The 22,454-nt window shown below is 39.8% G+C and carries 22 protein-coding genes; 10 read left to right on the forward strand and 12 right to left on the reverse strand.

Features of this window, described 5'->3' with window-relative positions; genetic code table 11:
- Position 1: 1 nt before the first annotated feature.
- From ftsB to H5079_RS06830, 3 genes are all read right to left on the reverse strand, one after another.
- Positions 2-280, reverse strand: a complete 279-nt coding sequence (gene ftsB, locus H5079_RS06820) for a cell division protein FtsB (RefSeq protein WP_011327380.1) — start codon at positions 278-280, stop codon at positions 2-4.
- Positions 281-328: 48 nt separating this feature from the next.
- Positions 329-961: a hypothetical protein gene (locus H5079_RS06825; protein WP_041454349.1), complete on the reverse strand. Its 633-nt coding sequence runs from the start codon at positions 959-961 to the stop codon at positions 329-331.
- Between the two features lie 75 nt (positions 962-1,036).
- Positions 1,037-1,516 (reverse strand): DUF2947 domain-containing protein, encoded by a 480-nt coding sequence (locus tag H5079_RS06830; RefSeq protein WP_058372700.1) that lies wholly within the window; start codon positions 1,514-1,516, stop codon positions 1,037-1,039.
- A 60-nt stretch (positions 1,517-1,576) separates the two neighbouring features.
- Here H5079_RS06830 and H5079_RS06835 point away from each other — a divergent pair, with 60 nt between their 5' ends.
- From H5079_RS06835 to H5079_RS06850, 4 genes are all read left to right on the forward strand, one after another.
- The gene (locus H5079_RS06835) at positions 1,577-1,816 is read left to right on the forward strand and encodes a DUF1653 domain-containing protein (protein WP_011327377.1); all 240 of its coding nucleotides are present in this window, start codon (positions 1,577-1,579) and stop codon (positions 1,814-1,816) included.
- Between the two features lie 59 nt (positions 1,817-1,875).
- Entirely contained in the window at positions 1,876-2,721 is an 846-nt protein-coding gene (locus H5079_RS06840; protein ID WP_011327376.1) for a MoxR family ATPase, read from the forward strand.
- Positions 2,722-2,987: 266 nt separating this feature from the next.
- On the forward strand, positions 2,988-4,175 hold the full coding sequence (locus tag H5079_RS06845; protein WP_182683791.1) for a VWA domain-containing protein: 1,188 nt from the start codon (positions 2,988-2,990) through the stop codon (positions 4,173-4,175).
- 139 nt (positions 4,176-4,314) lie between these two features.
- Positions 4,315-5,343, forward strand: coding sequence for a hypothetical protein (locus tag H5079_RS06850; protein ID WP_182683792.1), 1,029 nt, complete (start codon positions 4,315-4,317; stop codon positions 5,341-5,343).
- Positions 5,344-5,515: 172 nt separating this feature from the next.
- On the opposite strand, the gene H5079_RS06855 is transcribed toward H5079_RS06850, so the two are convergent.
- From H5079_RS06855 to tkt, 5 genes are all read right to left on the reverse strand, one after another.
- The gene (locus tag H5079_RS06855; RefSeq protein WP_182683793.1) at positions 5,516-5,830 is read right to left on the reverse strand and encodes a DNA-binding transcriptional regulator; all 315 of its coding nucleotides are present in this window, start codon (positions 5,828-5,830) and stop codon (positions 5,516-5,518) included.
- Between the two features lie 146 nt (positions 5,831-5,976).
- Positions 5,977-7,149, reverse strand: coding sequence for an NRAMP family divalent metal transporter (locus H5079_RS06865; RefSeq protein ID WP_375144256.1), 1,173 nt, complete (start codon positions 7,147-7,149; stop codon positions 5,977-5,979).
- 212 nt (positions 7,150-7,361) lie between these two features.
- Entirely contained in the window at positions 7,362-7,718 is a 357-nt protein-coding gene (hpf, locus tag H5079_RS06870; RefSeq protein ID WP_011327370.1) for a ribosome hibernation-promoting factor, HPF/YfiA family, read from the reverse strand.
- A 201-nt stretch (positions 7,719-7,919) separates the two neighbouring features.
- The gene (locus H5079_RS06875) at positions 7,920-8,234 is read right to left on the reverse strand and encodes a pyrimidine/purine nucleoside phosphorylase (protein ID WP_011327369.1); all 315 of its coding nucleotides are present in this window, start codon (positions 8,232-8,234) and stop codon (positions 7,920-7,922) included.
- 185 nt (positions 8,235-8,419) lie between these two features.
- The gene (gene tkt / locus H5079_RS06880) at positions 8,420-10,411 is read right to left on the reverse strand and encodes a transketolase (RefSeq protein ID WP_182683795.1); all 1,992 of its coding nucleotides are present in this window, start codon (positions 10,409-10,411) and stop codon (positions 8,420-8,422) included.
- 303 nt (positions 10,412-10,714) lie between these two features.
- On the opposite strand from tkt, the gene metK reads away from it, so the two are divergent.
- The 5 genes from metK (at position 10,715) to serA (ending at position 15,132) form a co-directional block, all read left to right on the forward strand.
- A complete protein-coding gene (metK, locus tag H5079_RS06885) occupies positions 10,715-11,866 on the forward strand; it encodes a methionine adenosyltransferase (protein ID WP_011327367.1) in 1,152 nt (383 codons plus the stop codon).
- 152 nt (positions 11,867-12,018) lie between these two features.
- The gene (locus H5079_RS06890; RefSeq protein WP_011327366.1) at positions 12,019-12,570 is read left to right on the forward strand and encodes a hypothetical protein; all 552 of its coding nucleotides are present in this window, start codon (positions 12,019-12,021) and stop codon (positions 12,568-12,570) included.
- Positions 12,571-12,590: 20 nt separating this feature from the next.
- On the forward strand, positions 12,591-13,187 hold the full coding sequence (locus H5079_RS06895; RefSeq protein ID WP_182683796.1) for a 5-formyltetrahydrofolate cyclo-ligase: 597 nt from the start codon (positions 12,591-12,593) through the stop codon (positions 13,185-13,187).
- A gap of 52 nt (positions 13,188-13,239) precedes the next feature.
- Positions 13,240-13,893 carry a ribose-5-phosphate isomerase RpiA gene (rpiA, locus tag H5079_RS06900; protein ID WP_089368934.1) on the forward strand — a complete coding sequence of 218 codons (654 nt, stop codon included), beginning with the start codon at positions 13,240-13,242 and terminating at the stop codon, positions 13,891-13,893.
- A gap of 9 nt (positions 13,894-13,902) precedes the next feature.
- The gene (gene serA, locus H5079_RS06905; protein WP_011327363.1) at positions 13,903-15,132 is read left to right on the forward strand and encodes a phosphoglycerate dehydrogenase; all 1,230 of its coding nucleotides are present in this window, start codon (positions 13,903-13,905) and stop codon (positions 15,130-15,132) included.
- A 103-nt stretch (positions 15,133-15,235) separates the two neighbouring features.
- Here serA and H5079_RS06910 read toward each other — a convergent pair whose 3' ends face one another.
- From H5079_RS06910 to radA, 3 genes are all read right to left on the reverse strand, one after another.
- Entirely contained in the window at positions 15,236-15,814 is a 579-nt protein-coding gene (locus H5079_RS06910; protein WP_011327362.1) for a TMEM175 family protein, read from the reverse strand.
- Between the two features lie 249 nt (positions 15,815-16,063).
- Positions 16,064-16,996: a hypothetical protein gene (locus H5079_RS06915; protein ID WP_089367823.1), complete on the reverse strand. Its 933-nt coding sequence runs from the start codon at positions 16,994-16,996 to the stop codon at positions 16,064-16,066.
- Positions 16,997-17,077: 81 nt separating this feature from the next.
- Positions 17,078-18,463 carry a DNA repair protein RadA gene (radA, locus tag H5079_RS06920; RefSeq protein ID WP_011327360.1) on the reverse strand — a complete coding sequence of 462 codons (1,386 nt, stop codon included), beginning with the start codon at positions 18,461-18,463 and terminating at the stop codon, positions 17,078-17,080.
- A gap of 365 nt (positions 18,464-18,828) precedes the next feature.
- Here radA and H5079_RS06925 point away from each other — a divergent pair, with 365 nt between their 5' ends.
- Positions 18,829-21,306 carry a PilZ domain-containing protein gene (locus H5079_RS06925; RefSeq protein WP_182683797.1) on the forward strand — a complete coding sequence of 826 codons (2,478 nt, stop codon included), beginning with the start codon at positions 18,829-18,831 and terminating at the stop codon, positions 21,304-21,306.
- Here H5079_RS06925 and serB read toward each other — a convergent pair.
- Positions 21,303-22,331, reverse strand: a complete 1,029-nt coding sequence (serB, locus tag H5079_RS06930; protein ID WP_182683798.1) for a phosphoserine phosphatase SerB — start codon at positions 22,329-22,331, stop codon at positions 21,303-21,305. The genes H5079_RS06925 and serB overlap by 4 nt on opposite strands.
- Positions 22,332-22,454 lie beyond the last annotated feature (123 nt).

Below are 22,454 nucleotides of genomic sequence, written 5' to 3' on the forward strand. Positions count from 1 at the left end.
ATTATTGTTGAGCTGGTAAAACACGTATAAATGTTTCGCCCGCTTTAATCATTCCTAATTCGTTACGTGCGCGCTCTTCTATGCCTTCATGGCCAAGCTTTAAATCTTCTATATCGGCGGTTAATACTTTATTGCGTTTAATCAATTTTTCGTTAGTTTGTAAATGAGATGCAACCGCACTTTTTAAACGTGTGTAGTCTTGTACGCCATTATGGCCAAACCACAATCTATACTGCACAAACAGTGCTAAACATAACAAGCCAACCTGAAAAAACCGCATTTAACACTCCTTATTTTAAATTCAAATAAACTTATTTAATTAACCAAGTTACGTTTGTAATCGTTTTACATTGCGCCAATTTATACTTCCTGCCAGTAGCATTTCGCGCAGCGATAAAACCCGTGGCAAACAACGCTTTGAAAACTGCCATTGGTGCCCGCAACACGCCGCGGTTAATGACACTTTACTCGGCGTTAATAATTGCGCGTTTGGCAGCTCAAGTCCCTGCCCCGAAAACGCAAACCAACCTAGCTCATTACAATGCACTTTATTGTCGCTTACTTGGTCTAGGCTGTCTATTCTAACGCGAATTTGCTCATCACTACGCACTAAAATAGGGATTATTAACCCGACTTTGGCATTATGTTGATAAAAAAGTTCATTTGCTTGAATGTTAATCTCTGGTGGGGTCGGTTTTTGCTTTGCAAGCCAAGAGCCATTTTGCGAATCTAGTTTAAAAGGCGAGCTTGTATTAGCAACTAATGTGGCAGCACGTTCAATGTAATAAGGTAGACTTTTTAATTGGCGACGCAGCCTATCGCTATTAGGCTCAGCGACTAAACGCTGAACCTCACGTTGATAAAATGCATTACACAATTGTGCATATAACACTTTTTTTGCATCGGCTTGCCACATTTCAACTTGTTGTGGCGCGCCAACAGGCTCATTTTTTGCTGCCAATTGCCGTACTCAAAAACACTTAGGTAAATGTTTTATAACACAGTACTGCATAATTTTTAAGCGCCGAGTGCTAAATTAAGCGCTTGGCTTTTCACCTAATTTAGCTATGCCCGACTCTAAAAACTGCACTACAGTATTGCGTTTTTTACCTATGAGTAAACTGCCGTCGGCTAAAAACATAAAGTTTTGCCAGTTGCGTTTAAACACATCAAAGGTGGTTTCAATAATATTGTCGCGTGCCATGCAAAAATAAACAGTGGTATTAGCTTGCCAATCTAAGTGCGCTAAAATAGCTTCGGGAAGTTGTTCATCGCCGTTTTCCCATGCGCTTTCCCAGTTTACTTCTTGGCTATAACTTTCATCTTGACCACACCAATCTGTTTTATCAAAAAAATCAGGGTGATCAAACTCACGGCTCACCATAGTTGTCCACAGTACAGCTGCGCGCTCAAGGCTCATAGGTTTAATGTTTGCAGCATCGTCGGCTGAAACAGGCATGTCTTTATGGCGAAAAACCCATGCTTTTTTGTAATCATCTAGCGTAATATAGTTCATAGTATTGGCAAATTAGTTAGCATTAAAAGTGCAGAAACAAATTATACAAGAGATCAAAACATGACTACAGCAATAAAACCAATTTCCCTCAAATCAGGCATATACCAACACTACAAAGGGGCACAGTACAAAGTGCTTTATGTAGCCACTCACAGCGAAACCAGTGAGCAACTGGTAATTTACCAAGCGCTATACGGTGAGTTTGGTATATGGGCACGCCCTTTAGAAATGTTTAGCGAAACAGTTGAAAAAGATGGCAAAACTATTCCTCGGTTTAGCTACCTTGGTGAAGCCGGTTAACTATGGCATGATAGGATTATAAAAACTCATCTGACCTGTGACGAAAAGAAGGTAATAAAGTGCAATTTAATTCAACCGACAATTACATCGCCAGCTCTGCGCTTAAGCAAGCTGTAAACGCGGCTATTATGCTCGAAAAACCACTTTTAATTAAAGGTGAGCCGGGTACAGGTAAAACCATGCTAGCTGAAGAGCTGGCAAAAAGCTTAGATACCGAACTTATTCAGTGGCACATTAAATCGACCACCAAAGCGCAGCAAGGTTTGTATGAATACGATGCGGTTTCGCGCCTGCGCGACAGCCAGCTGGGCGACGAGCGCGTACACAATATTAGTAACTACATAGTCAAAGGCAAACTGTGGCAAGCATTTACTTACGCCGACCAACACGGTAAACGCCCTGTATTATTAATAGATGAAATAGACAAAGCCGATATTGAGTTTCCAAACGATCTACTGTTAGAGCTCGATAAAATGGAATTTCATGTTTACGAAACCAGCGAGCGAGTAGTAGCAAAAGAGCGCCCTATTGTGATCATCACCTCTAATAACGAAAAAGAGCTGCCCGACGCATTTTTACGCCGCTGCTTTTTTCATTACATTGATTTTCCATCTGCCGATGAAATGCAGCAAATTATTGACGTGCACTACCCTAACGTTAAGCAAGATTTAGTACGCCAAGCACTCGAAGTGTTTTTTAACCTACGTGAAGCAAACGGTCTTAAAAAGAAGCCATCTACCAGCGAATTACTCGACTGGTTAAAGCTACTTATGGCAGAAGATATAGACGCAAAAACACTCCACGACAAAGCTAAAAAAGGCGGTTTAATGCCAATGTTTGGCGCATTACTTAAAAATGAGCAAGACATAAGCCTAATCGAAAAACTCGCGTTTATGAGCCGCTAGGGCCTGTTGACCTTTCAGGATTAAAATTTGTTCTAACTAAGGACGATTTAATCGTGGCACGAGGTTTGTAACCTAGTGGGCTAAGTAAAAGCCGAGCAACAAAGAGTTAATCGTCCCTAGGACGAACCTTCAGGCAGCGCGTGTTTGGTATTTATGCTGCGTTATCGCCTATTTATGGGGAATAACCACACTACATAGGCTCTGCCTTGCCTAAATACCAAACACACTGCTGCAAATTTAACCTCGAAAGATAAACAGGCCCTAACATGTTAGTACAGTTTTTTTTCACGCTGCGTAAATACCGTTTACCGGTAAGCCTGCGCGAGTTGCTTGATTTAATTAACGCCTTAAAAAAGGGTGTTATATTTGCCGACGTAGACGCTTTTTACCATTTAGCACGCACTATAATGGTAAAAGACGAAACGCACTTTGACCGATTCGACAAAGCCTTTAGCGACTACTTTAGTGGTATTGCCGACCTTGATTTGCTCGAGAGCTTAAAGCAACAGCACAACTTACCAGAAGATTGGCTGCGTAAAGAGTTTGAAAAAAACCTTAGCGATGAAGAAAAAGCCCAACTTAAAACCATGGGCGGCCTCGACGAGCTAATGAAAACCCTAAAAGAGCGCTTAGAAGAGCAACAAAAACGCCACGCAGGCGGTAATAAATGGGTTGGCACTGGCGGCACCTCACCTTTTGGTGCTTATGGCTATAACCCCGAAGGTGTGCGCATAGGCCAAGACGGCAACCGTAACCGCCAAGCAGTAAAAGTGTGGGATAAACGCGAATATCGCAATTTAGACTCCGACCGTGAAATTGGCTCGCGTACTATTAAACTTGCCCTTAAAAAGCTACGTAAATTTGCCCGCACTGGCGCCAGCGACACGCTAGATTTAAACGAGACCATTCGCGCTACCGCAAAACAAGGCGGTATGCTTGACGTAAAAATGGCACCAGAGCGCCACAATGCAGTAAAAGTACTCATGCTATTTGATATTGGCGGCTCAATGGATGACTACATTCATACCTGCGAAGAATTATTTAGCGCCGCCCATGGCGAATTTAAACATTTAGAGTTTTACTACTTTCATAACTGCCTATATGAGCACGTGTGGCAAGACAACCAACGCCGCCACTCAAACGTAATAGACACCATGACGCTAATTAATAAGTTTACCAGCGACTACAAAGTAATATTTATAGGCGATGCCACTATGGGCCCGTACGAAATAGCCTACCCCGGCGGCTCGGTAGAGCACTACAACGAAGAGCCCGGCAGTGTATGGTTACAACGTGTCACAAATCACTTTGATAAAGTGGCTTGGCTCAACCCACAACCCGTTGAACACTGGCCGTACTATCAATCAATAGGTTTTATTAAAGAGCTGATGAACAACCGCATGTATGCGCTGAGTTTAGATGGAATAAGTAGAGCGATAAAAGAGCTGAGTTGATATTGCTATTAATGTCAGCTCAGTACAAGTAAATGTCACTCAAAAAGTAGTAAAGGCAGACGCGACTCCATTCTCTATTACTTTTGTGAGTGTTTAATGACATGTAACTGACTACAAGTAGATTATGGACCTAAGAAGTATGGATAAATCAGATAATGAAAACATAGCACACACGGTCAAACTTTATTTGTTTGAAGCGAAAGATCATCCAATAAATGATGAGTGTAGAAAGTATAAAATTCAGTTACTAGCATACTCATCGCTGGCATACTTTTTGTTACTATTCCTCAAAGGTCGAGAAATTACTTCTTTTTTAGGAATAAAGATTGATCCAGGAGTATCTTCTCTTACATTAGCTGGGGCACTATGTTTTATAATTGCTTACTATATGTTTGTTTACTGGTTAACATTACAAGAATCAATCAACAGTTGGTGCATCAAAAGTGGTAAGTCATCAAGTCCTATTAAAAAACAAAATATTAGTGATACCTTTGATTTTATCCCTTCATCTTCTTTAGCAGTAAATAATTCGAAGGCTATTGCTGCACGTGAAGAGAGTAATGATGCTTTTTACAAAATAGATCGCTTAATACCAGAAGATTGGCGTGAAGAAAGTCTCAAAGCAGAGTTGGCAACACTTGAAAAGTTTACAAAGAACAATAACTTTAAAAATACCATTCCATCTAGCTATGAAAATCTAAGTGATACATATGAGCACTACTTCAATTCGCTAACTACAATTGCAATAACCTTTCAAGAGATGCATAAGCGCTTAAAGCTAGGAGGGAAAATAAATCAAAGTAATTTAGACGACGTTGAATATAAATTACAACAATTAAAAGAATTTTACGGAGATAACCAGCCTGAATTAGTTGTTGTACTCCCTATGGCAAGGCAAGTTCATCAAAAAATGAAATCGTTAGCTGATTATTACAGCGGAATCACGACAACATTCCAACAAGTTGAAAATGAAAGGTGTCAGATAATAAACAATATTTTGAAATCCAATGACTACTTGTCAGAGCAAATTTATACAAAATTAGATAGCTTATCTTTAAAAAGAAACTTTTTTAACGAAACATTGCCATATAAACTAATCCCTTTTGGTTACTCGAGTTTGGTAATACTTTTAACAGTATATTTTTTTGTTTGCCCAGCAGCTAAGTGAAGGAAACCCTCACTCGTATTTTTAGCTTGTTTAAGTGTAGCGAGAAAATAGGTATCAAACACTACATTGAGATCAAAAAATCACATTAAGGTCAGGTCTTTTTTTTGACTTTTAAGATAAATAAGCGGGTTTACCTAAATGCCTCATTCATTTTGATAAGGCTTATAAAACTCTACAACTCAGCTATATGATTCAATGTCTCAGGATGACGCTGCACAAGCTTTAATAAAGTAATTGCTTGCCCATTAGGCGCGCTACGTCCTTGCTCCCAGTTTTCGAGCGTTCTTGCTGAGGTATGTAGAATGTTTGCAAATACATCGCACGCCATAGTAAATTTTTCTCGAATATTCACTATTTCATCGGGTGAGATAGCAAGATCGTTGATATCATTTACTGTATGAGTACGCAATGTAAGCTTATCTTGTGAATGCGCTTTAGCATCAACAAGCGCTGTAGTTAATTCTGAAAACAAATCACGTTTGCTCATTGCGCCACACCTCTAAGAATTATTTCAATTGCTTTTTCTGACCTGCTGTTAAATCGGTTACTTCGTTTTTACTATAGATAGCTATATAGGTAATTAGCGTACAAATGCAATGTACGCTAATTTATTGCTTTATTGAATTTTTTTACTTACATCATCATCCACACAACAAATGCCACAGAAAAACCGACTAAGTACAGCAGCCCTATCCAGCTTAAACTTTTAAGTAGTACGCCGTGTTTAATGCTGGGCTCGGAGCGCACAAGGCTAAAGTTTAGCCAAGCAAATATAGGAGTGGTTACAAATGACAGTGTCATGGCAAAGGTAAGCATAGGACCTAAGGCTGATTCAAAAAATAAAATAACCGCCATACCAGCAAGTGCTTGCAGTATTAGCCATGTGTTTAAGCTGTGTTTTGATTGCTTAAAACCAAGTAATTTATGCGATTCGTTTAAAGTACGCGCATAACCATCAAGTACCGTTAATGTGGTGCCAAACATACATAAAAAAGCAATGGCTGATACTAGCGGCCTTGCCCACTCACCAATGGTAAGTGCGTACATATCAATAAGCTGTTTGGCAAAAGCGACCCCACCGAGTTCTATATTACTGCTTTGCCCATATTGCACTAATACACCTAAGCTAAAAAACACCAGCGCTAAGCCTGCGGTTAACCAGTAACCCACGTTAAAGTCGAATAAGCCTTCGCGTTTAGATATTGTTTGTTGTGTTTGTTTTTCTTTTAACCACAGTGAGCTAAGTGCGGATATTTCAATGGGGGCGGGCATCCAGCCCATTAGTGCCACCATAAAGCTAAGCATGGCTAACTCATACGGTGAAGGGCCTACATAGTCAGCAGGTGCCATTGGGCCATTACTAAAGGCAATAGCGAGTGCTATTAATGTTGCTAATGTAAGTAGCCCCATAATGCCTTTTGCCACGTTATCTAGCGCTTTAAAGTGCCCTAGCAAAAGTATGGTTAAGCACACGCCAAGTAAAATCCAACACAGCAGTGTTATTTCTATTGTGATAGGTAGTGCGTAATGCAACAAGCTTGCGGTGAGTAATAATACGCCTGCGGTATTAACGATAGCGGCAACAACATTTAGGACAATGAAGCTGTAAAAATAAAATGGCCCTTTGCTTTTATAACCCTCTACTAGGCTATTTTTGGTAGCGAGTGTGTACTCCATGCCAAAGCGAAAAAATGGGTACTTTAAAACGTTTACTACTAAAATAAGCCAAAATAATTGCCAGCCAAATATGGCTCCCGCTTGGGTTGATGCCACTAAATGTGAACCACCAATTGCAGCGGTTGCCATTAGAATTCCCGGCCCCAATGCATTTAAGCGAGTTTGCCAATTTGATACTACAGAGCGCATGTGTGTACTTACTGTTTATTTATAATAATGAATAAATTACAGAGTTTTAACGCAAAATGAAAGCTGAAAAGTATTAATAAATGAGGGGGTAAAACGAAGCTAATAAATAATGGTTTTAGGCCCTAAAAGTTAGGGCCTAAACTCTAAAAACGTTAACGAAGATCCATCTCTTGGATGATTTCGTGTGCAATTTCTGGGGTTGTTATTTCTGGTTTTTCATGCAAATTAGCTTTAATTTGCCCTTTGCGATGTTTTAGTGACGTATCTAGTTTTTTTGCGGCACTACTAATTGCTGGATACAGCACTTCGTTTTCGCCCTTAACCGATATACGTGCACCTTCGTAAATAGTGCTAATTTCCGCTTGAAGCTTGTTGTGAACTTTAGAAAGAATAATGTCGAGCGCGATCAAAGATGGAAAGTGATTCGCTATTTTTGAAAACTTTTCGTTTACGTGTTCTCTAATTGAATCAGTAACGTCAACATGGTGACCTGTAAGATTAATTTTCATTTTATATCCTTTTATGTGTTACTTCATAGTTAGTATTGGGGGCAATATGAATTAACACAAGGAGAAATGTAACTATTTAAGCAAATATTTGTTAGTAAAGCTGATTTAGATCACTCACTGAGCATTAAACATGCAAAAGCCCGCATTATACGGGCTCTTTAAGCGGTTAAATAACATACTAACCGCGTTATATTTGTGCTATTAATCTGTGTATGAACAGCAATAATCAGCAAAATCGCTTACTTTTACCTTAAAACTTACGTTTGCATCAACATTAAATGATTCGCCCGCATTAAATGTTTTCCACTCGCTTTCACCTGGCAATAAAATATCCCACTGCCCTGCTAATAATTCCATACATTCTTTTTGGTTAGTGTCGAACACAAACTCACCTGGTTGCATAAAGCCTAATGTTTTTGCTTCACCACTGCCTAATAAAACGGTTCGGCTTGACACTTTGCCATCAAAATACACATTGGCTTTTTTAATTACACTAACATTTTCGAACTTTGACATATTTAGCTCCTGCTAATAATTTAAGATTTTTATTTATAAATTTTATCGCACTACCTTGCCTGATAGCTTACTTTCTTGCAAGGAAAGCAGTATTGCTTTAAGTGAAGTTGTTTCATATTCGGGCATAAAAAAACCCGCAACATATACGGGTTTTTCAATTGCTTACTTTATTTAATCAAAGGCGATTAAAAAAGCTCGTTTGCTTTATTTACAATGTTTGCCACTGTAAAGCCAAAGTGCTCAAACAGCTCGCCTGCAGGCGCTGACTCACCAAAGGTGGTCATACCTACTACTGCGCCATTTAGGCCTACGTACTTGTACCAGTAATCAGCAATACCTGCTTCTACTGCTACGCGGCGTGTAACAGATGCCGGTAATACGCTTTCTTTATACTCTGCGCTTTGCGTTTCAAAAGCATCAGTACACGGCATAGATACAACACGTACCTTTTTACCTTGCTTGCGTAGTTCGCTTGCTGAATCTTGTGCTAGTTGCACTTCAGAACCCGTTGCAATGAAAATAAGCTCTGGATTGCCGTCGCAGCTAAGGATGTAACCCCCCTTTTTAACGTCGCTCAGTTGCTGTGCGTTACGTGCTTGTTGCTCTAAACCTTGGCGAGTAAAGATTAGTGATGTAGGACCGTCTTTACGCTCAATAGCTTGTTGCCATGCAATTGCCGACTCCACTTGGTCACATGGACGCCAGTTGTATAAGTTAGGCGTTAAACGCATGCTTGCAATTTGCTCTACTGGTTGGTGAGTTGGACCATCTTCACCTAAACCAATTGAATCGTGCGTGTATACAAAAATGCTTGGTTGCTTCATTAATGCAGCCATACGTACGGCATTTTTTGCATATTCAACAAACATTAAGAACGTAGCACCGTAAGGAATAAAGCCTTTATGCAGCGCAATACCATTCATAATTGCCGACATACCAAACTCACGTACACCGTAATAAATGTAGTTACCGCTTGCATCGTCGCGTGTTAAGCCTTTAGAGCCATCCCAAATTGTTAGGTTTGAGCCAGCTAAATCGGCAGAGCCACCCATAAATTCTGGTAATAACGGGCCAAATGCGTTTAATGCATTTTGCGACGCTTTACGAGACGCTGGGTTTGCTGGATTTGCTTGCAGCTCTTCAATGTATGCTTGAGATTTTTCAGCCCAATCGCCTGGCAGTTCGTTGTTAATACGACGCTTGTATTCTGACGCTAGCTCTGGGTATGCTTTTGCGTATGCTGCAAATTTTTCATCCCAGCTTGATTCAAGCTGTTGACCTTGTTCTTTGCTATCCCATTGTGCATAAATGTCTGCAGGGATTTCGAATGCATCGCCAGTCCAACCTAAAAATTCGCGAGACGCTTTAATTTCGTCCTCACCTAGTGGTGCACCATGGCAGTCGTGGCTACCCGACTTATTAGGTGAGCCGTAACCAATAATTGTTTTACAACAAATTAGTGATGGCTTATCGGTAACACTTTTAGCTTCTGCGATTGCAGCACTTATAGCATCGCTGTCGTGGCCATCAACACCGCTAATTACATGCCAACCGTACGCTTTAAAGCGAGCTGGCGTATCATCGGTAAACCAACCTTCTACTTCGCCATCGATTGAAATGCCGTTGTCATCCCAAAATGCAACAAGTTTACCTAGGCCTAATGTGCCTGCAAGTGAACCAGCTTCATGAGAAATACCTTCCATTAAGCAGCCGTCGCCCATAAATGCATAGGTAAAGTGATCAACAATATCGTGACCTTCACGGTTAAACTGTGCAGCTAGCGCTTTTTCGGCAATTGCCATACCTACTGCGTTAGTGATCCCTTGACCTAACGGGCCGGTAGTAGTTTCGATTCCTGGTGCATAACCGTACTCTGGGTGACCAGGTGTTTTTGAATGCATTTGACGGAAGTTTTTAATTTCGTCTAACGGTAAATCATAACCCGTTAAATGTAATAAAGAATAAATAAGCATTGAACCGTGGCCGTTCGATAATATAAAGCGATCTCGGTCAGCCCACTCTGGGTTTGTTGGGTTATGTTTTAGATAATCGCGCCATAATACTTCTGCGATATCTGCCATGCCCATAGGGGCTCCAGGATGACCAGATTTGGCCTTTTGTACTGCGTCCATTGACAAGACACGAATAGCATTTGCAAGTTCTTTGCGAGATGGCATGAATTCTCCTACCTTAATATATTTTTGCGCGGGTATTTATGTATTCGATTATGCCGCCGTATAACTTGGCGACTAGTGTTTAGTCCATTCTTACTTATTGTAGGGGCGGTGTGCAATTAAAAACCCATAATAATAGGTCATTATGAATATTTTTTGAGACCGAAAAGTTATTAAATATTTTATTTAGACGTCTAGGCGTAAAAACACTATGCAAGGTGTTTTGTTTTCGATAAAATACGCCCCTTAATTTTTAAGCGCTAATACCGACGTTTGTGAAGCGCAATATTTGTGAGCAGAAATACAATGGCAAAACATTTATTTACTTCTGAATCTGTTTCTGAAGGTCATCCGGATAAAATCGCCGATCAAATCTCTGATGCGGTACTTGATGCTATCCTTGAGCAAGATTCTCATGCCCGAGTTGCGTGTGAAACTTACGTAAAAACCGGTATGGTTATGGTTGGTGGTGAAATCACTACTAGCGCATGGGTTGATATCGAAGAAATTACACGTAAAACAATTCGCGACATTGGCTACACTAATTCAGATATGGGTTTTGATGCAGATTCATGTGCAATTTTAAACACTATTGGTAAACAGTCTCCTGACATTAACCAAGGTGTTGACCGTACTAGCCCAGAAGAGCAAGGCGCTGGCGATCAAGGCTTAATGTTTGGTTACGCATGTAACGAAACTGAAGTACTAATGCCTGCTCCTATTACCTACTCACACCGTTTAGTGCAGCGCCAAGCACAGGTTCGTAAAAGCGGCGAGCTTAACTGGTTACGCCCAGATGCAAAATCACAAGTTACGTTTGCATACGAAAACGGCAAGCCAGTAGGTATTGATGCTGTTGTACTTTCTACACAGCACAGCGAAGATATTTCACAAAAAGATTTAATCGAAGCGGTGATGGAAACTATCATCAAGCCGGTACTTCCTGCTGAGCTAATTACTAGCGCGACTAAGTTTTTTATTAACCCAACAGGTCGCTTTGTAATTGGCGGACCAATGGGCGATTGTGGCTTAACCGGTCGTAAAATCATTGTAGATACCTACGGCGGCATGGCTCGTCACGGTGGCGGTGCTTTCTCTGGTAAAGATCCATCAAAAGTTGACCGTAGTGCTGCCTATGCTGCACGTTATGTTGCTAAAAACATTGTTGCTGCTGGCCTTGCTGATAAGTGTGAGCTACAAGTATCGTACGCTATTGGTATTGCAGAGCCTACGTCTATAAGCGTAGAAACCTTTGGTACCAGCAAACTAGAAGAAAGCCGTTTAATTGAGCTTATTCGTGAGCACTTTGACTTGCGCCCTTACGGTTTAATTAAAATGCTTGATTTAGAGCGCCCTATCTACCTTCCAACGGCGGCTTACGGCCACTTTGGTCGTGAAGAGTTCCCTTGGGAGCGTACTGATAAAGCAGAAGCACTTCGCGCTGCTGCTGGTCTTTAAGCCAACATACTATTAAAAATATAAACGGCCCTTTTAAGGGTCGTTTTTATATCTAAAGCTTATTATTCAAGCCGTGAAACATAAATCACTCTCGAATTGTTTTGCACTTTCGGTATATACTCGTTTTACTATAAAAGCTTAGGGAATTAAAAATGGCCGACAACTTTCGTGTTACCTTTGTAGGACTCGCTGAGGGCGTTGACAGCAAAGCTGTTACTGCCATGCTTGCTACTAAATTAAAAACATCAAATGAAAAAGTGTCGCTTTTTTTTAATGGTAAACCGCTATTTGTGCCAAGCAATAAAGACAAAGCCCTAAAGCAAGCCAAACTACTTGCCAGCTTAGGTATTAAAAGTAAGCTGCAGGCTGTTACCAACCCTAATCAAAATACTCAACTGGCAAGTGCAACGAGTAGCCAGCGCGATGACAGAATTTTTGATGCGCTTGATTACATTACCAGTAGCTTAATTCGCCTTGAAGAAAAACTAGACGAGCTTGAACAGCGCCTACCCGAGGTTGAAGCCACAGCAATTACCGATGAACACATAGAGTGGCAAGACGATGATCTTATGCTTGATGATGAGTTGCTCACACCACTGCAAAAACGCAGTAATGTGTTGTTATATTCACTCATAGCAACTGTGGTTACTTTGCTTATTTTATTAGCAATATATTTAACCGTCCCTAACTTATTCTCTTTTTAATTACGGGGTGAAATCCTAAAGTGAGCAATAAACGTGCAACAATAAGAGCATCTGTCCGCGAACTGCGTAATAATTTATCAAGTAACCAACAATTAATTGCCGCCCAATCGCTAAAAGTGAATTTTATTCAATACTTAAATGGCAAAAAAAACACTAAAAAAGAACATATTGCCATTTATTTTAGTAACGACGGCGAATTAGATACCTCATTGTTAATTAATGAATTATGGGGTAAAGGGCACACCCTTTACCTACCTGTAATCCACCCCTTTAACGGGGCTAATTTACTATTTCAGCGTTATGAAAAAAACTCACCCATGAAGGCAAACCGCTATGGTATCTTGGAACCTAAGCTCAATTGTACTCAAATATGCCCGTTACCAGAGCTTGATTACCTACTTATGCCATTAGTGGCATTTGATAACCAAGGTAATCGCTTAGGAATGGGGGGTGGGTTTTACGATCGGACATTGGCGCGGCTACACCAGCAACACTGGCAAAAGCCGCAACTTATTGGTTTAGCACATGAATGCCAAAAAGTAACAGCTTTACCCATAGAATCATGGGATGTGCCACTTAAAACAATTATCACCCCAAATAAAACCTACTGTTGGTAAAGCGTTACTTTGTATGCCAGCAGAAATTTTTGACATAAATGAGCATAAAACAATGACACAAGACGAATTAAAAAAAGCAGCTGCTTGGGCAGCGTTAGAGTTTGTAAAAGAGAACACTATTGTAGGCGTAGGTACAGGCTCAACGGTTAATCACTTTATTGATGCACTAGGCTCAATAAAAGACACCATTAAAGGTGCGGTTTCTAGTTCAGAAGCCTCAACTGCTCGTTTAAAAGCGCTAGGCATTGAAGTATTTGAACTTAATGACGTTGATGTTTTAGATGTATACGTTGACGGCGCTGATGAAATTAACGCCCATAACGAAATGATTAAAGGCGGCGGTGCAGCCCTTACTCGTGAAAAAATAGTAGCAGCGGTAGCTAAACAATTTGTGTGCATTGTAGATGACACCAAATTAGTAGCAACCTTGGGTGGTTTTCCACTGCCGGTTGAAGTTATACCCATGGCACGCAGTTACGTAGCACGCGAATTATTAAAACTTGGTGGTGATCCTGTGTATCGCCAAGGTGTAGTTACCGATAACGGTAACGTTATTTTAGATGTACATAATTTAAAAATTACCCAAGCTAAACAACTTGAAACACAAATTAATCAAATTGTTGGCGTAGTTACCAACGGCCTATTCGCAGAGCGTGGCGCTGATAAAGTGATTATCGGCACTAAAAATGGGCCACAAATTAAATAGGATGAGGTTATGAGTAAGGTATCGTTGGCAAAAGACAAAATTAAAATTCTTTTGCTTGAAGGTGTTCACCAAAGCGCTGTTGAAACGCTAAAACGTAACGGTTATAGCAACATCGACTATGTTAAAACATCCTTACCTGAGGACGAGCTAAAAGAACGTATTAAAGACGTACACTTTGTGGGGCTTCGTTCTCGTACTCATATTAACCAAGCTGTGTTAGAAGCAGCTGAAAAGCTCGTTGCGGTTGGCTGTTTTTGTATTGGCACCAACCAGGTTGACTTAAATGCGGCGCGCGAACGTGGTATTGCTGTATTTAACGCACCATTTTCTAACACCCGCTCGGTTGCAGAGCTTGTACTTGGTGAAATACTGTTGCTATTACGCGGTATTCCACAGCGTAATGCTGCTGCACATCGTGGCGGCTGGTTAAAAACCGCAAACGGCTCGTTTGAAGCTCGTGGTAAAACATTGGGTATTATTGGCTATGGCCACATTGGTACCCAGTTAGGTATTATGGCCGAAAATATTGGTATGCATGTTGAGTTTTACGATATTGAAGATAAGTTATCACTTGGCAACGCCAAGCAAGTACATAATTTAACTCAGCTATTACAACGCTCTGATATTATTACTTTACATGTACCTGAAACCCCACAAACTAAGAACCTTATTGGCACTGCCGAACTTGCGGTTATGAAACAAGGCGCTATTTTAATTAATGCGTCTCGCGGCACTGTAGTTGATATTGATGCATTGGCAGAAGCGCTTACCGACAAAAAACTCAGCGGCGCAGCAATCGATGTGTTCCCGGTTGAGCCTAAATCTAACGATGAAGAGTTTGTATCGCCACTGCGTAATTTCGACAATGTTATTTTAACGCCGCACATTGGTGGTTCAACTCAAGAAGCACAAGAAAACATTGGTATTGAAGTAGCTGGAAAACTAGCTAAATACTCAGATAACGGCTCAACTATTACTGCTGTTAACTTCCCTGAGGTTTCACTACCAGAGCTTGCTAATCGTAGTCGCTTACTGCATGTACATCACAACCGTCCTGGCGTATTAACACAAATAAACCAAGCGTTTGCACAGCACGGTATTAACATTGCCGCGCAGTACCTACAAACAGATGAGTCAATTGGTTATGTAGTTATTGATGTAGATACCGACCACTCAGAAGTTGCCCTTAAAGAGCTAAGCGCTGTTGAAGGCACGATAAGAGCACGTATTCTGCATTAACTAATTTAAGCTCTAGAAAATTTTAAGCCGCGTTTGCTTTATAACAAACGCGGCTTTTTTATTGCCCTACTTAGCGGTAAAACTAATTAAAAGAGTAATAAATTTAATTTTGATTAACGGCCTGCTCTATTCTTTTATCTGGTACTAACCATAACAGCGCCACTGCCACATATATTACTTGTGCTAACCATGGCGCTACAAATGCTACGCCTACTGCCGATAAGTAGAGCGCCATAGACACTTTGCCTTTCCAGTCTGCACCGATTGCTTTGCGTAATACAGAGCTGCAGCCATCTGTCGCCATTATGCTGCGTTGTAAAATATTATACGCAATCGCCGCCATAAACAGCACGGCACCATAAGTCGCGGTAGGTAGTGGCTCAAAGTGATTACCTCCCATCCAACTGGTCGAAAACGGGAATAATGATAACCAAAAAAGTAAATTTAAATTTGACCACAATACCCCACCCGAAACACTGCCAGCAGCGTGTAATAAATGATGATGGTTATTCCAGTAAATCCCTACGTATACAAAACTTAAAACATAGCTAAAAAAGTTAGGGAGCATAGGCACAAGTGCTTCAATTCCTGCGCCTTCAGGTATTTTTAGCTCCAATACCATAATGGTAATAATAATTGCCAACACACCATCACTAAAAGCTTCTAATCGACCTTTTCCCATCTGTAACCCCATTCAACTTTAAGTAATTAGTTTGAGCCTTAATGGCTATTTAATATGATAAATAACAGTTTTTGTAGTAATGAATACTAACGATAAAATGAGTACTGGTAAACTAATTGTTAATTTTGAGAGTTAACACCTAGTCTAAACGCAAAATTTACGCATAAAAAAGCGCGAGTTAAACTCACGCTTTAATTATGTGTATCGTGCTATCATTTTTAACTGATATCGCGATTGCTATAGCTACTTTTAGTCGCCTTTAACTTCTAGATTAATGTACTCTACAAGCTTTTCAGGCTGGCCTATTAGCATCATTATTTGTTGGTTAACTTCCATCATAGTTTTGCCTTCTGGTAGTTTTGCCGACACGCTAAATGAATTTAAGCCTTTAACAAAGCCGCTAATCGCTTCTGCAATTTCTTCAGTTACTGGCGCTTGCTGTAGCTGCTGCTCAACCATCATTTGCATTTGCTCAACACTCATACCTTGCTTAATAAGCTCGCTTTCTAGCAATGCTTTAAGCTCGCCTTGGTTATTAAGTTCAAAGTTAACACTGCGCGGCTCTAACTTACTCATAGCTTGCATTATTAGCGTTTGCTGCTGTAATTCTTGCTCATAAGTTAAAGGTTCGCTGCCCGCTGCTTGCTGTGCTTTACTGATCGCAAGCGATGCATCCATAAGTGCTTGTGTGTTTGCCAGACCCATATTCATATTAAAGCTAACAATGTCTTTTGCATCTAACTTAACTACCACATCGCTGTCGCCCGATTTTTCATCGTAATCAAGTGATGAATGTAAATCGTAACTGGCCGACGCTAACATAGTATTTGTATCGGCTGGTAATTTAGCCACAAAGTCTTTATTAAATTGAAAGCTTTTTACATCAAATGTAGTGTGTGGTGAAATTTTATCGGTTTCGTAGCCTGTCACTTCAATGCTTTGAATACTGGCAACATTATCGCCTTCAGAACTAATGACTTCCATATTGCTAATTTCTACACTATTGGAAATAACACTAGCCGATAAGTCTGCATACTTAAATGTAGCGCCGGTTTGCTCGCTCACTAGTGCTAGTTGCTTATCTATTTCTGCACGTACTTCTTTAGTGGCTACGTGATTTGCATAACTTACGCCACCAACACCGGCAGCTACAATTGCTGCAGCTATAACTAACTTTTTCATGTTATTTCCTTATTTAAGTCTTTATATAAATTGTTTCAGCTCAAGAGTAACATTGCAGAACATCACCGATAAGCGTTTTTGCTAATTAATTAAACTAAGTAACTCATGTACTGTTTTTATCGGGGTGATCTTAGCGCCCAGCCCTTCCATTGATTTATGGTAATTACGAAATGGAATAAATATTTCCGTAAAGCCATGCTGCGCAGCTTCTTTAACGCGCGGTACGCCACTGTCTATTGGGCGTACGTCGCCATTTAAACTCAGCTCTCCCATAATACAAGTGGTACGTGGCACCACAAAATCATTTAAGCTGCTAAGTAGCGCAGCAACCAACGCTAAATCTATACAGGTTTCTGATTCATCAATTTTTAAGCCACCCACTATATTAAAAAACGTATCGTGAAATATTTTAGTTTTTGTGTGCTTACGCAGTATGCCGGTGAGCATTTTTATTCGGTTCATGTTTAAACCAACGCAAACACGCTGCGGAAATTCCGCCTCAATCTCAGTGGTTAAACATTGAATTTCGAGTAATAAATTACGATTACCTTTACGAATACACGTAATTGCAGAGCCAGGTGAATCTGTAGTTGAGCCTGATAAAAATATTTCGCTGGGGTTATCAACGCTGAGCATACCGCGTTCGCACATTCTAAAAATACCGACTGTATCTATATCACCAAAGCGGTTTTTATTTGCTCGTAAGGTACGAATTTGCCCATCGTTAGTATCTATATGCAATAGTGCGTCAACTATATGCACCAGCGTTTGCGGACCAGCTATTTCGTTGTTTTTATTTACATGGGCAATAATGAACATAGTGACATCATTTTGCTTACAGTATTGCGTAAGTGCTTGCGCGGCACTTTTTACTTGCGAAGGCGAGCCTGGGCTACCGTTAGCTGTGTCGGTAACCACTGCTTGAATGGAGTCTATTACTGCAAACTTAATTTTATTTTTATCGAGTTCTTCAATGATGGTTTCAACACTGGTTTCGGAAAGTAAATAAAGCGCATCAGGGTTATAATTTAACTTTAAACGATTCACTCTGTTTTTAAACTGCGATAAAGATTCTTCTGCGGTACAGTAAAGTGAGGGCATGCGTTGTGACATTCGTGCCACTAAATCAGATAACAAGGTTGTTTTACCAGCCCCTGGATCGCCAGAGATTATATTAACTGACCCCGTTGTTACACCACCACTTAAAACACGATCGAGCTCGCCAATTTCAGTTAACTGTTTTTCAGTTTCTGCGGTAGCAATATCATTAATTTTTTTAGAACCGCCACCAATCCCCCCAGCATAACCACCTACACTTACGCGTGCCGATGCTTTTTTACTTTGCCCTGCTGACGGTTTAAATTCTGCTAATGTGTTCCATGCACCACAGCGGCATTGACCTTGCCAACGTTGGTAGTTCATGCCACATTCGGTACAAACAAACTCTACTTTTGCCGCTTTAGCCATTTATAACTTTACCTACTATTCTTTAATTTTAAAAATACTTAATGTTAAGTGCTTATTTTACCATTTTAAAGTTTCGCCTAACAATGAGTCATACCAACAAGATAATTTAGCACTACTATTATTATCTATAAATGCTGTTTTCTTTTTTACTATACTTTAGGGCATACTTATTGCTTGAATAATAGTTTAAAGTAACTTGCCAATAAATTGGTATTTAACACATAATAACAAGCGCTAAACTGTAGTTACTCGAATAATCGTACCTATATTAACAACAATAACACGATACGACATTTATTGAGTTTTCTAATAAATGGATTTAATAGTATACCTACTTTTTTAATTAGACGGTGATGGTTTTATAAATGGCTGAAGACATACTGCTCAAGCACGAAGATCTTATATCTGAATTAAAACATTATTTAGGCAACCCTAAATTTGATTTAATTTTTAAGTCTAAAATAGTTGGGCTTACAAAGCCTGAACAGTTTTTAATGAAAATGGAAATGACACGCTTATCTCAGCCGATAGCGCGCTTTATTGACTTACGTGGTTTAGTGACTGGGCAGGTAAAGCCTTATGATCACAATGGCAAACAACATTTCATGGATGAAACAGCGATTGAAGTATTTGAAGCTGCGCTAAAACAACACGGTGGTTATACCCTTGCCGTTTATGAGGCAGTGATGAACACCGAAAATAATCATCGGGTGTTACAACGCAAAACCACAGAAAAAATTGCAGAGCAAGCCATTGATGACTCCCTTAATACAAATGTTATAAAGTTTGCCTCTTATGAAAGCCGCTCTGAAGAGCGAATGAACTATTCAATTAAAGTAACGGTTGAATACAACGACAAAAAAAGTATTGCTGCTAGCACTTCCAATATATCCCTCAGTGGTTGTAAAATAAAGCTAGCCACTCGTTATGTACTAAAAAAAGGACATTTAATCGCCTTGCGTTTGGTAGGTTTAGAGCAAGACTTTGAGCTAGGTTTAAAAAATGGCATTCAGTATGAGGTTGTCGCCGTAGAAAATATTTCTAAAGAGTTTAATCATATTCGTTTAAAACGCACCTTTATTGAAAATAATGAAGCGTTTGATAATTTTTTAGAAAGCTTTATCCACGGTAATAAACGTCGCTATAAAGTAAACCTTGATAATACGCTCGATGCTGTGGTTTCTAAGGGTTACGAGCAATACTATATTCCACGCGTCACCTCTTTATATGTGTTTTTAAGTAAAAAAGACAATGTACTTTATCCTAGCTTAAGTCTAACCACCGAAAACAACATTTTTATTCAACGTTACTTTACCGATGAACGCCAAAACCCTTGTTTATACAGTGTGCTTAATGAGCAACGTATTAATGCATTACTTTTAAAACAGGCTCCAGTTAAAGAAGATTATTTATATACTTTTACTCATATTTCGGCGGGCAAAATTTATTATTATTCTGCAACACGTAATGAGCTTGAACAAAACCCTCAGCTAAAAAACTTATTTTTAGGTTTTGGCAGTCAAAAAGACACTTGGCAGTGCTTTAAAATACAAATTATGCCAAGCCATCCAGATGACTCATTTATTCCTTTATCGTTACCGAACACTGTAAGTAAAAATATTGAAAAGCTCAATAAGCCGCCTTCTCCTCGGGTAGAAGGGTTAGTGAAAAATGTAAAATATATGGTGGTACTAACTGCTATTGGTAATAAAACTGAACAGCAACACTATCAGCAATTAAATTACGATAAAGCTTTGATTAATCAATTGAAGAGTTTTGGCCATAGCAAAAGTAAGTCTGCGCCTTATTTAGATATTGTACCTTTAGAGTATGTAAATCTTCGCTCTGATAAGCGCTACTTATATAAAACGAATGTGTCGATTAGCGTAAACGATGAGGTAGTACATGGCCTTACTCGCGACTTTTCGGTTATGGGCTTGCAGCTTGAATGCAAACAACCAGTAAGCTTAAAAAAAGGCGACATTGTTTTACTCTCGTTTCCTGACTTACAAAAAATAACCAAAACATATCAGCTTAGTGAGCTAAAGTACGAAGTGATGGCTGTAAATAAGTCGTTCACTATTATTAATTTAAAAGCCAGCCGAGTTGCCGACTTACCCCATGCTGGAGTGCTGTTTTTTACGCAGTTAATTAACAGTAATAAAGATAAACTAAAAGTGTCAGAAGAAGCGCCTAAAGTGCCTGGGCTCTCTACAGCACTTAGAAATATGGTAACTAAAAGCGTTTGCCAGTTCCCACTTTATTTACATAAAGAAGGAGCGCACTTTAAAGCAGGTGCAATTGGCTTTGGCTTATACCCTAGCCCACTACATGTGCTTTTACAAAACTTTGGTTTGTTGGGTAATAAAACCGATTTATCGAGCATTATTACTGATGAGCAAATCGTTAATGTGATCACCCCACAGATAAAAGATCTTAGCCGCCAAGATCCGCCAAGCGCCTTTACACTTGTGATTAATTTTGATCCCCGTAAGGGCAGTATTTCAGAGTCTATTACCAGTTATTGCATAGCAGGTGAGGATTATAATGATTTTCAGGAACAAATAAGCAAAGGCTTAAAGTCGAATCTTATTTTTGTTATGCGCTTGTATATATCACGTACTGGACGCCCAGATACCGATTATTTATCTAACGAACTAAAATATGTGAGTCAATATGCGCTGCATAAAGCAAGGGAATTAGAAGAGGCATTGTGGTCTGTAGCGGGTGTCGGTGATATTGTCGATATCACCGAAGAAGCCTTAAGCCATTTAAAACTTGAACAGCAACAAGTTGACCAAATGGGTCGCCGCAAACTGCTTTGGCTAAACCGCCTGCGTTAAACAGTAGCCTCACTATTTAATGGTATAGCTAGCATATACAGTAATTGTAATAACGAGCCTTGGCAAATAGCTGCTTGGGCTTGCTCAACCACTTTTGCTTTACCATGTACTGCTACACCTAGCCCTGCTGTTGCCATCATTTTTAAATCGTTAGCCCCATCGCCAATCGCCACTGTTTGCGACTTTATTAACCCCAGCTGTTGCTGTAATGACTCTAAAATAATGGCTTTTTGCTGTGCATCTACAATTGTGCCTAATACTTTACCTGTGAGCTTATTATCTTTAAATTCAAGCACGTTAGCGTGTACTTCATCTAAATTGATTAACGCTTGTACTTGCTCTGCAAAGGGTACGAAACCACCCGACGCAATGGCTAAGTGCCACTGATGCTGTTTAAGTATTTGGCAAAGCATTTTAATACCCGGCATTAAAGGTAAATTATTTTTTAACTCATCTATTAAGCTTTTTTCAATTCCGGTAAGTTTAGCGACGCGCTGATTTAGGCTTTCACTAAAATCAAGCTTACCAGCCATTGCCAGTGCTGTTACCGAAGCAACCTCATCGTATACGTTAGCTAAGCGTGCAATTTCATCTATGCACTCAATAGTAATAGCGGTTGAATCCATATCCATTACCAATAAACCTGGCTCATACAAGTTGGGTGGGCAAGCTATTTGCACTAGCTGAAAATCAAGTGTGCTGGAAAATTGTTGTAATACTAGCGGGTTAATCGGCAGCTCTGCTTGCTTAATATAAAAACACAGTGCCGCTGGTAAACTTAAGTCCGGCTGATACTGGCAAAGCCCTGTAACGGTTTGATTATGCTTCGCAAAAAAATCTATTATGGCTTTAATATGGGTAATACTAAAATTGCCAGCAAAGGCAATACTAAATAAACCTTGGTGTTTATTAGGTAGGTTTTTTAACGGTAAAAACACCTCATCCTGATAGCTAAACCATTTATTTAATACTAACTGCGTTAATGGTTGCTCAGCACCAGGCTGTGCCATGTTCGTTTGCGACATGGATTCTCCGTGAATTTTTTTGTTATCCTGATAGCTACTTACAAAATGTTAAATATATTACTTGCGCTAAATTCGCCATCAGGTGGGGTTTAAGGTTATAGTATACCCAAACAACTTGGGTAT

This window comes from Pseudoalteromonas sp. SG44-5, assembly GCF_014164175.1.
GTDB lineage: Bacteria > Pseudomonadota > Gammaproteobacteria > Enterobacterales > Alteromonadaceae > Pseudoalteromonas > Pseudoalteromonas nigrifaciens.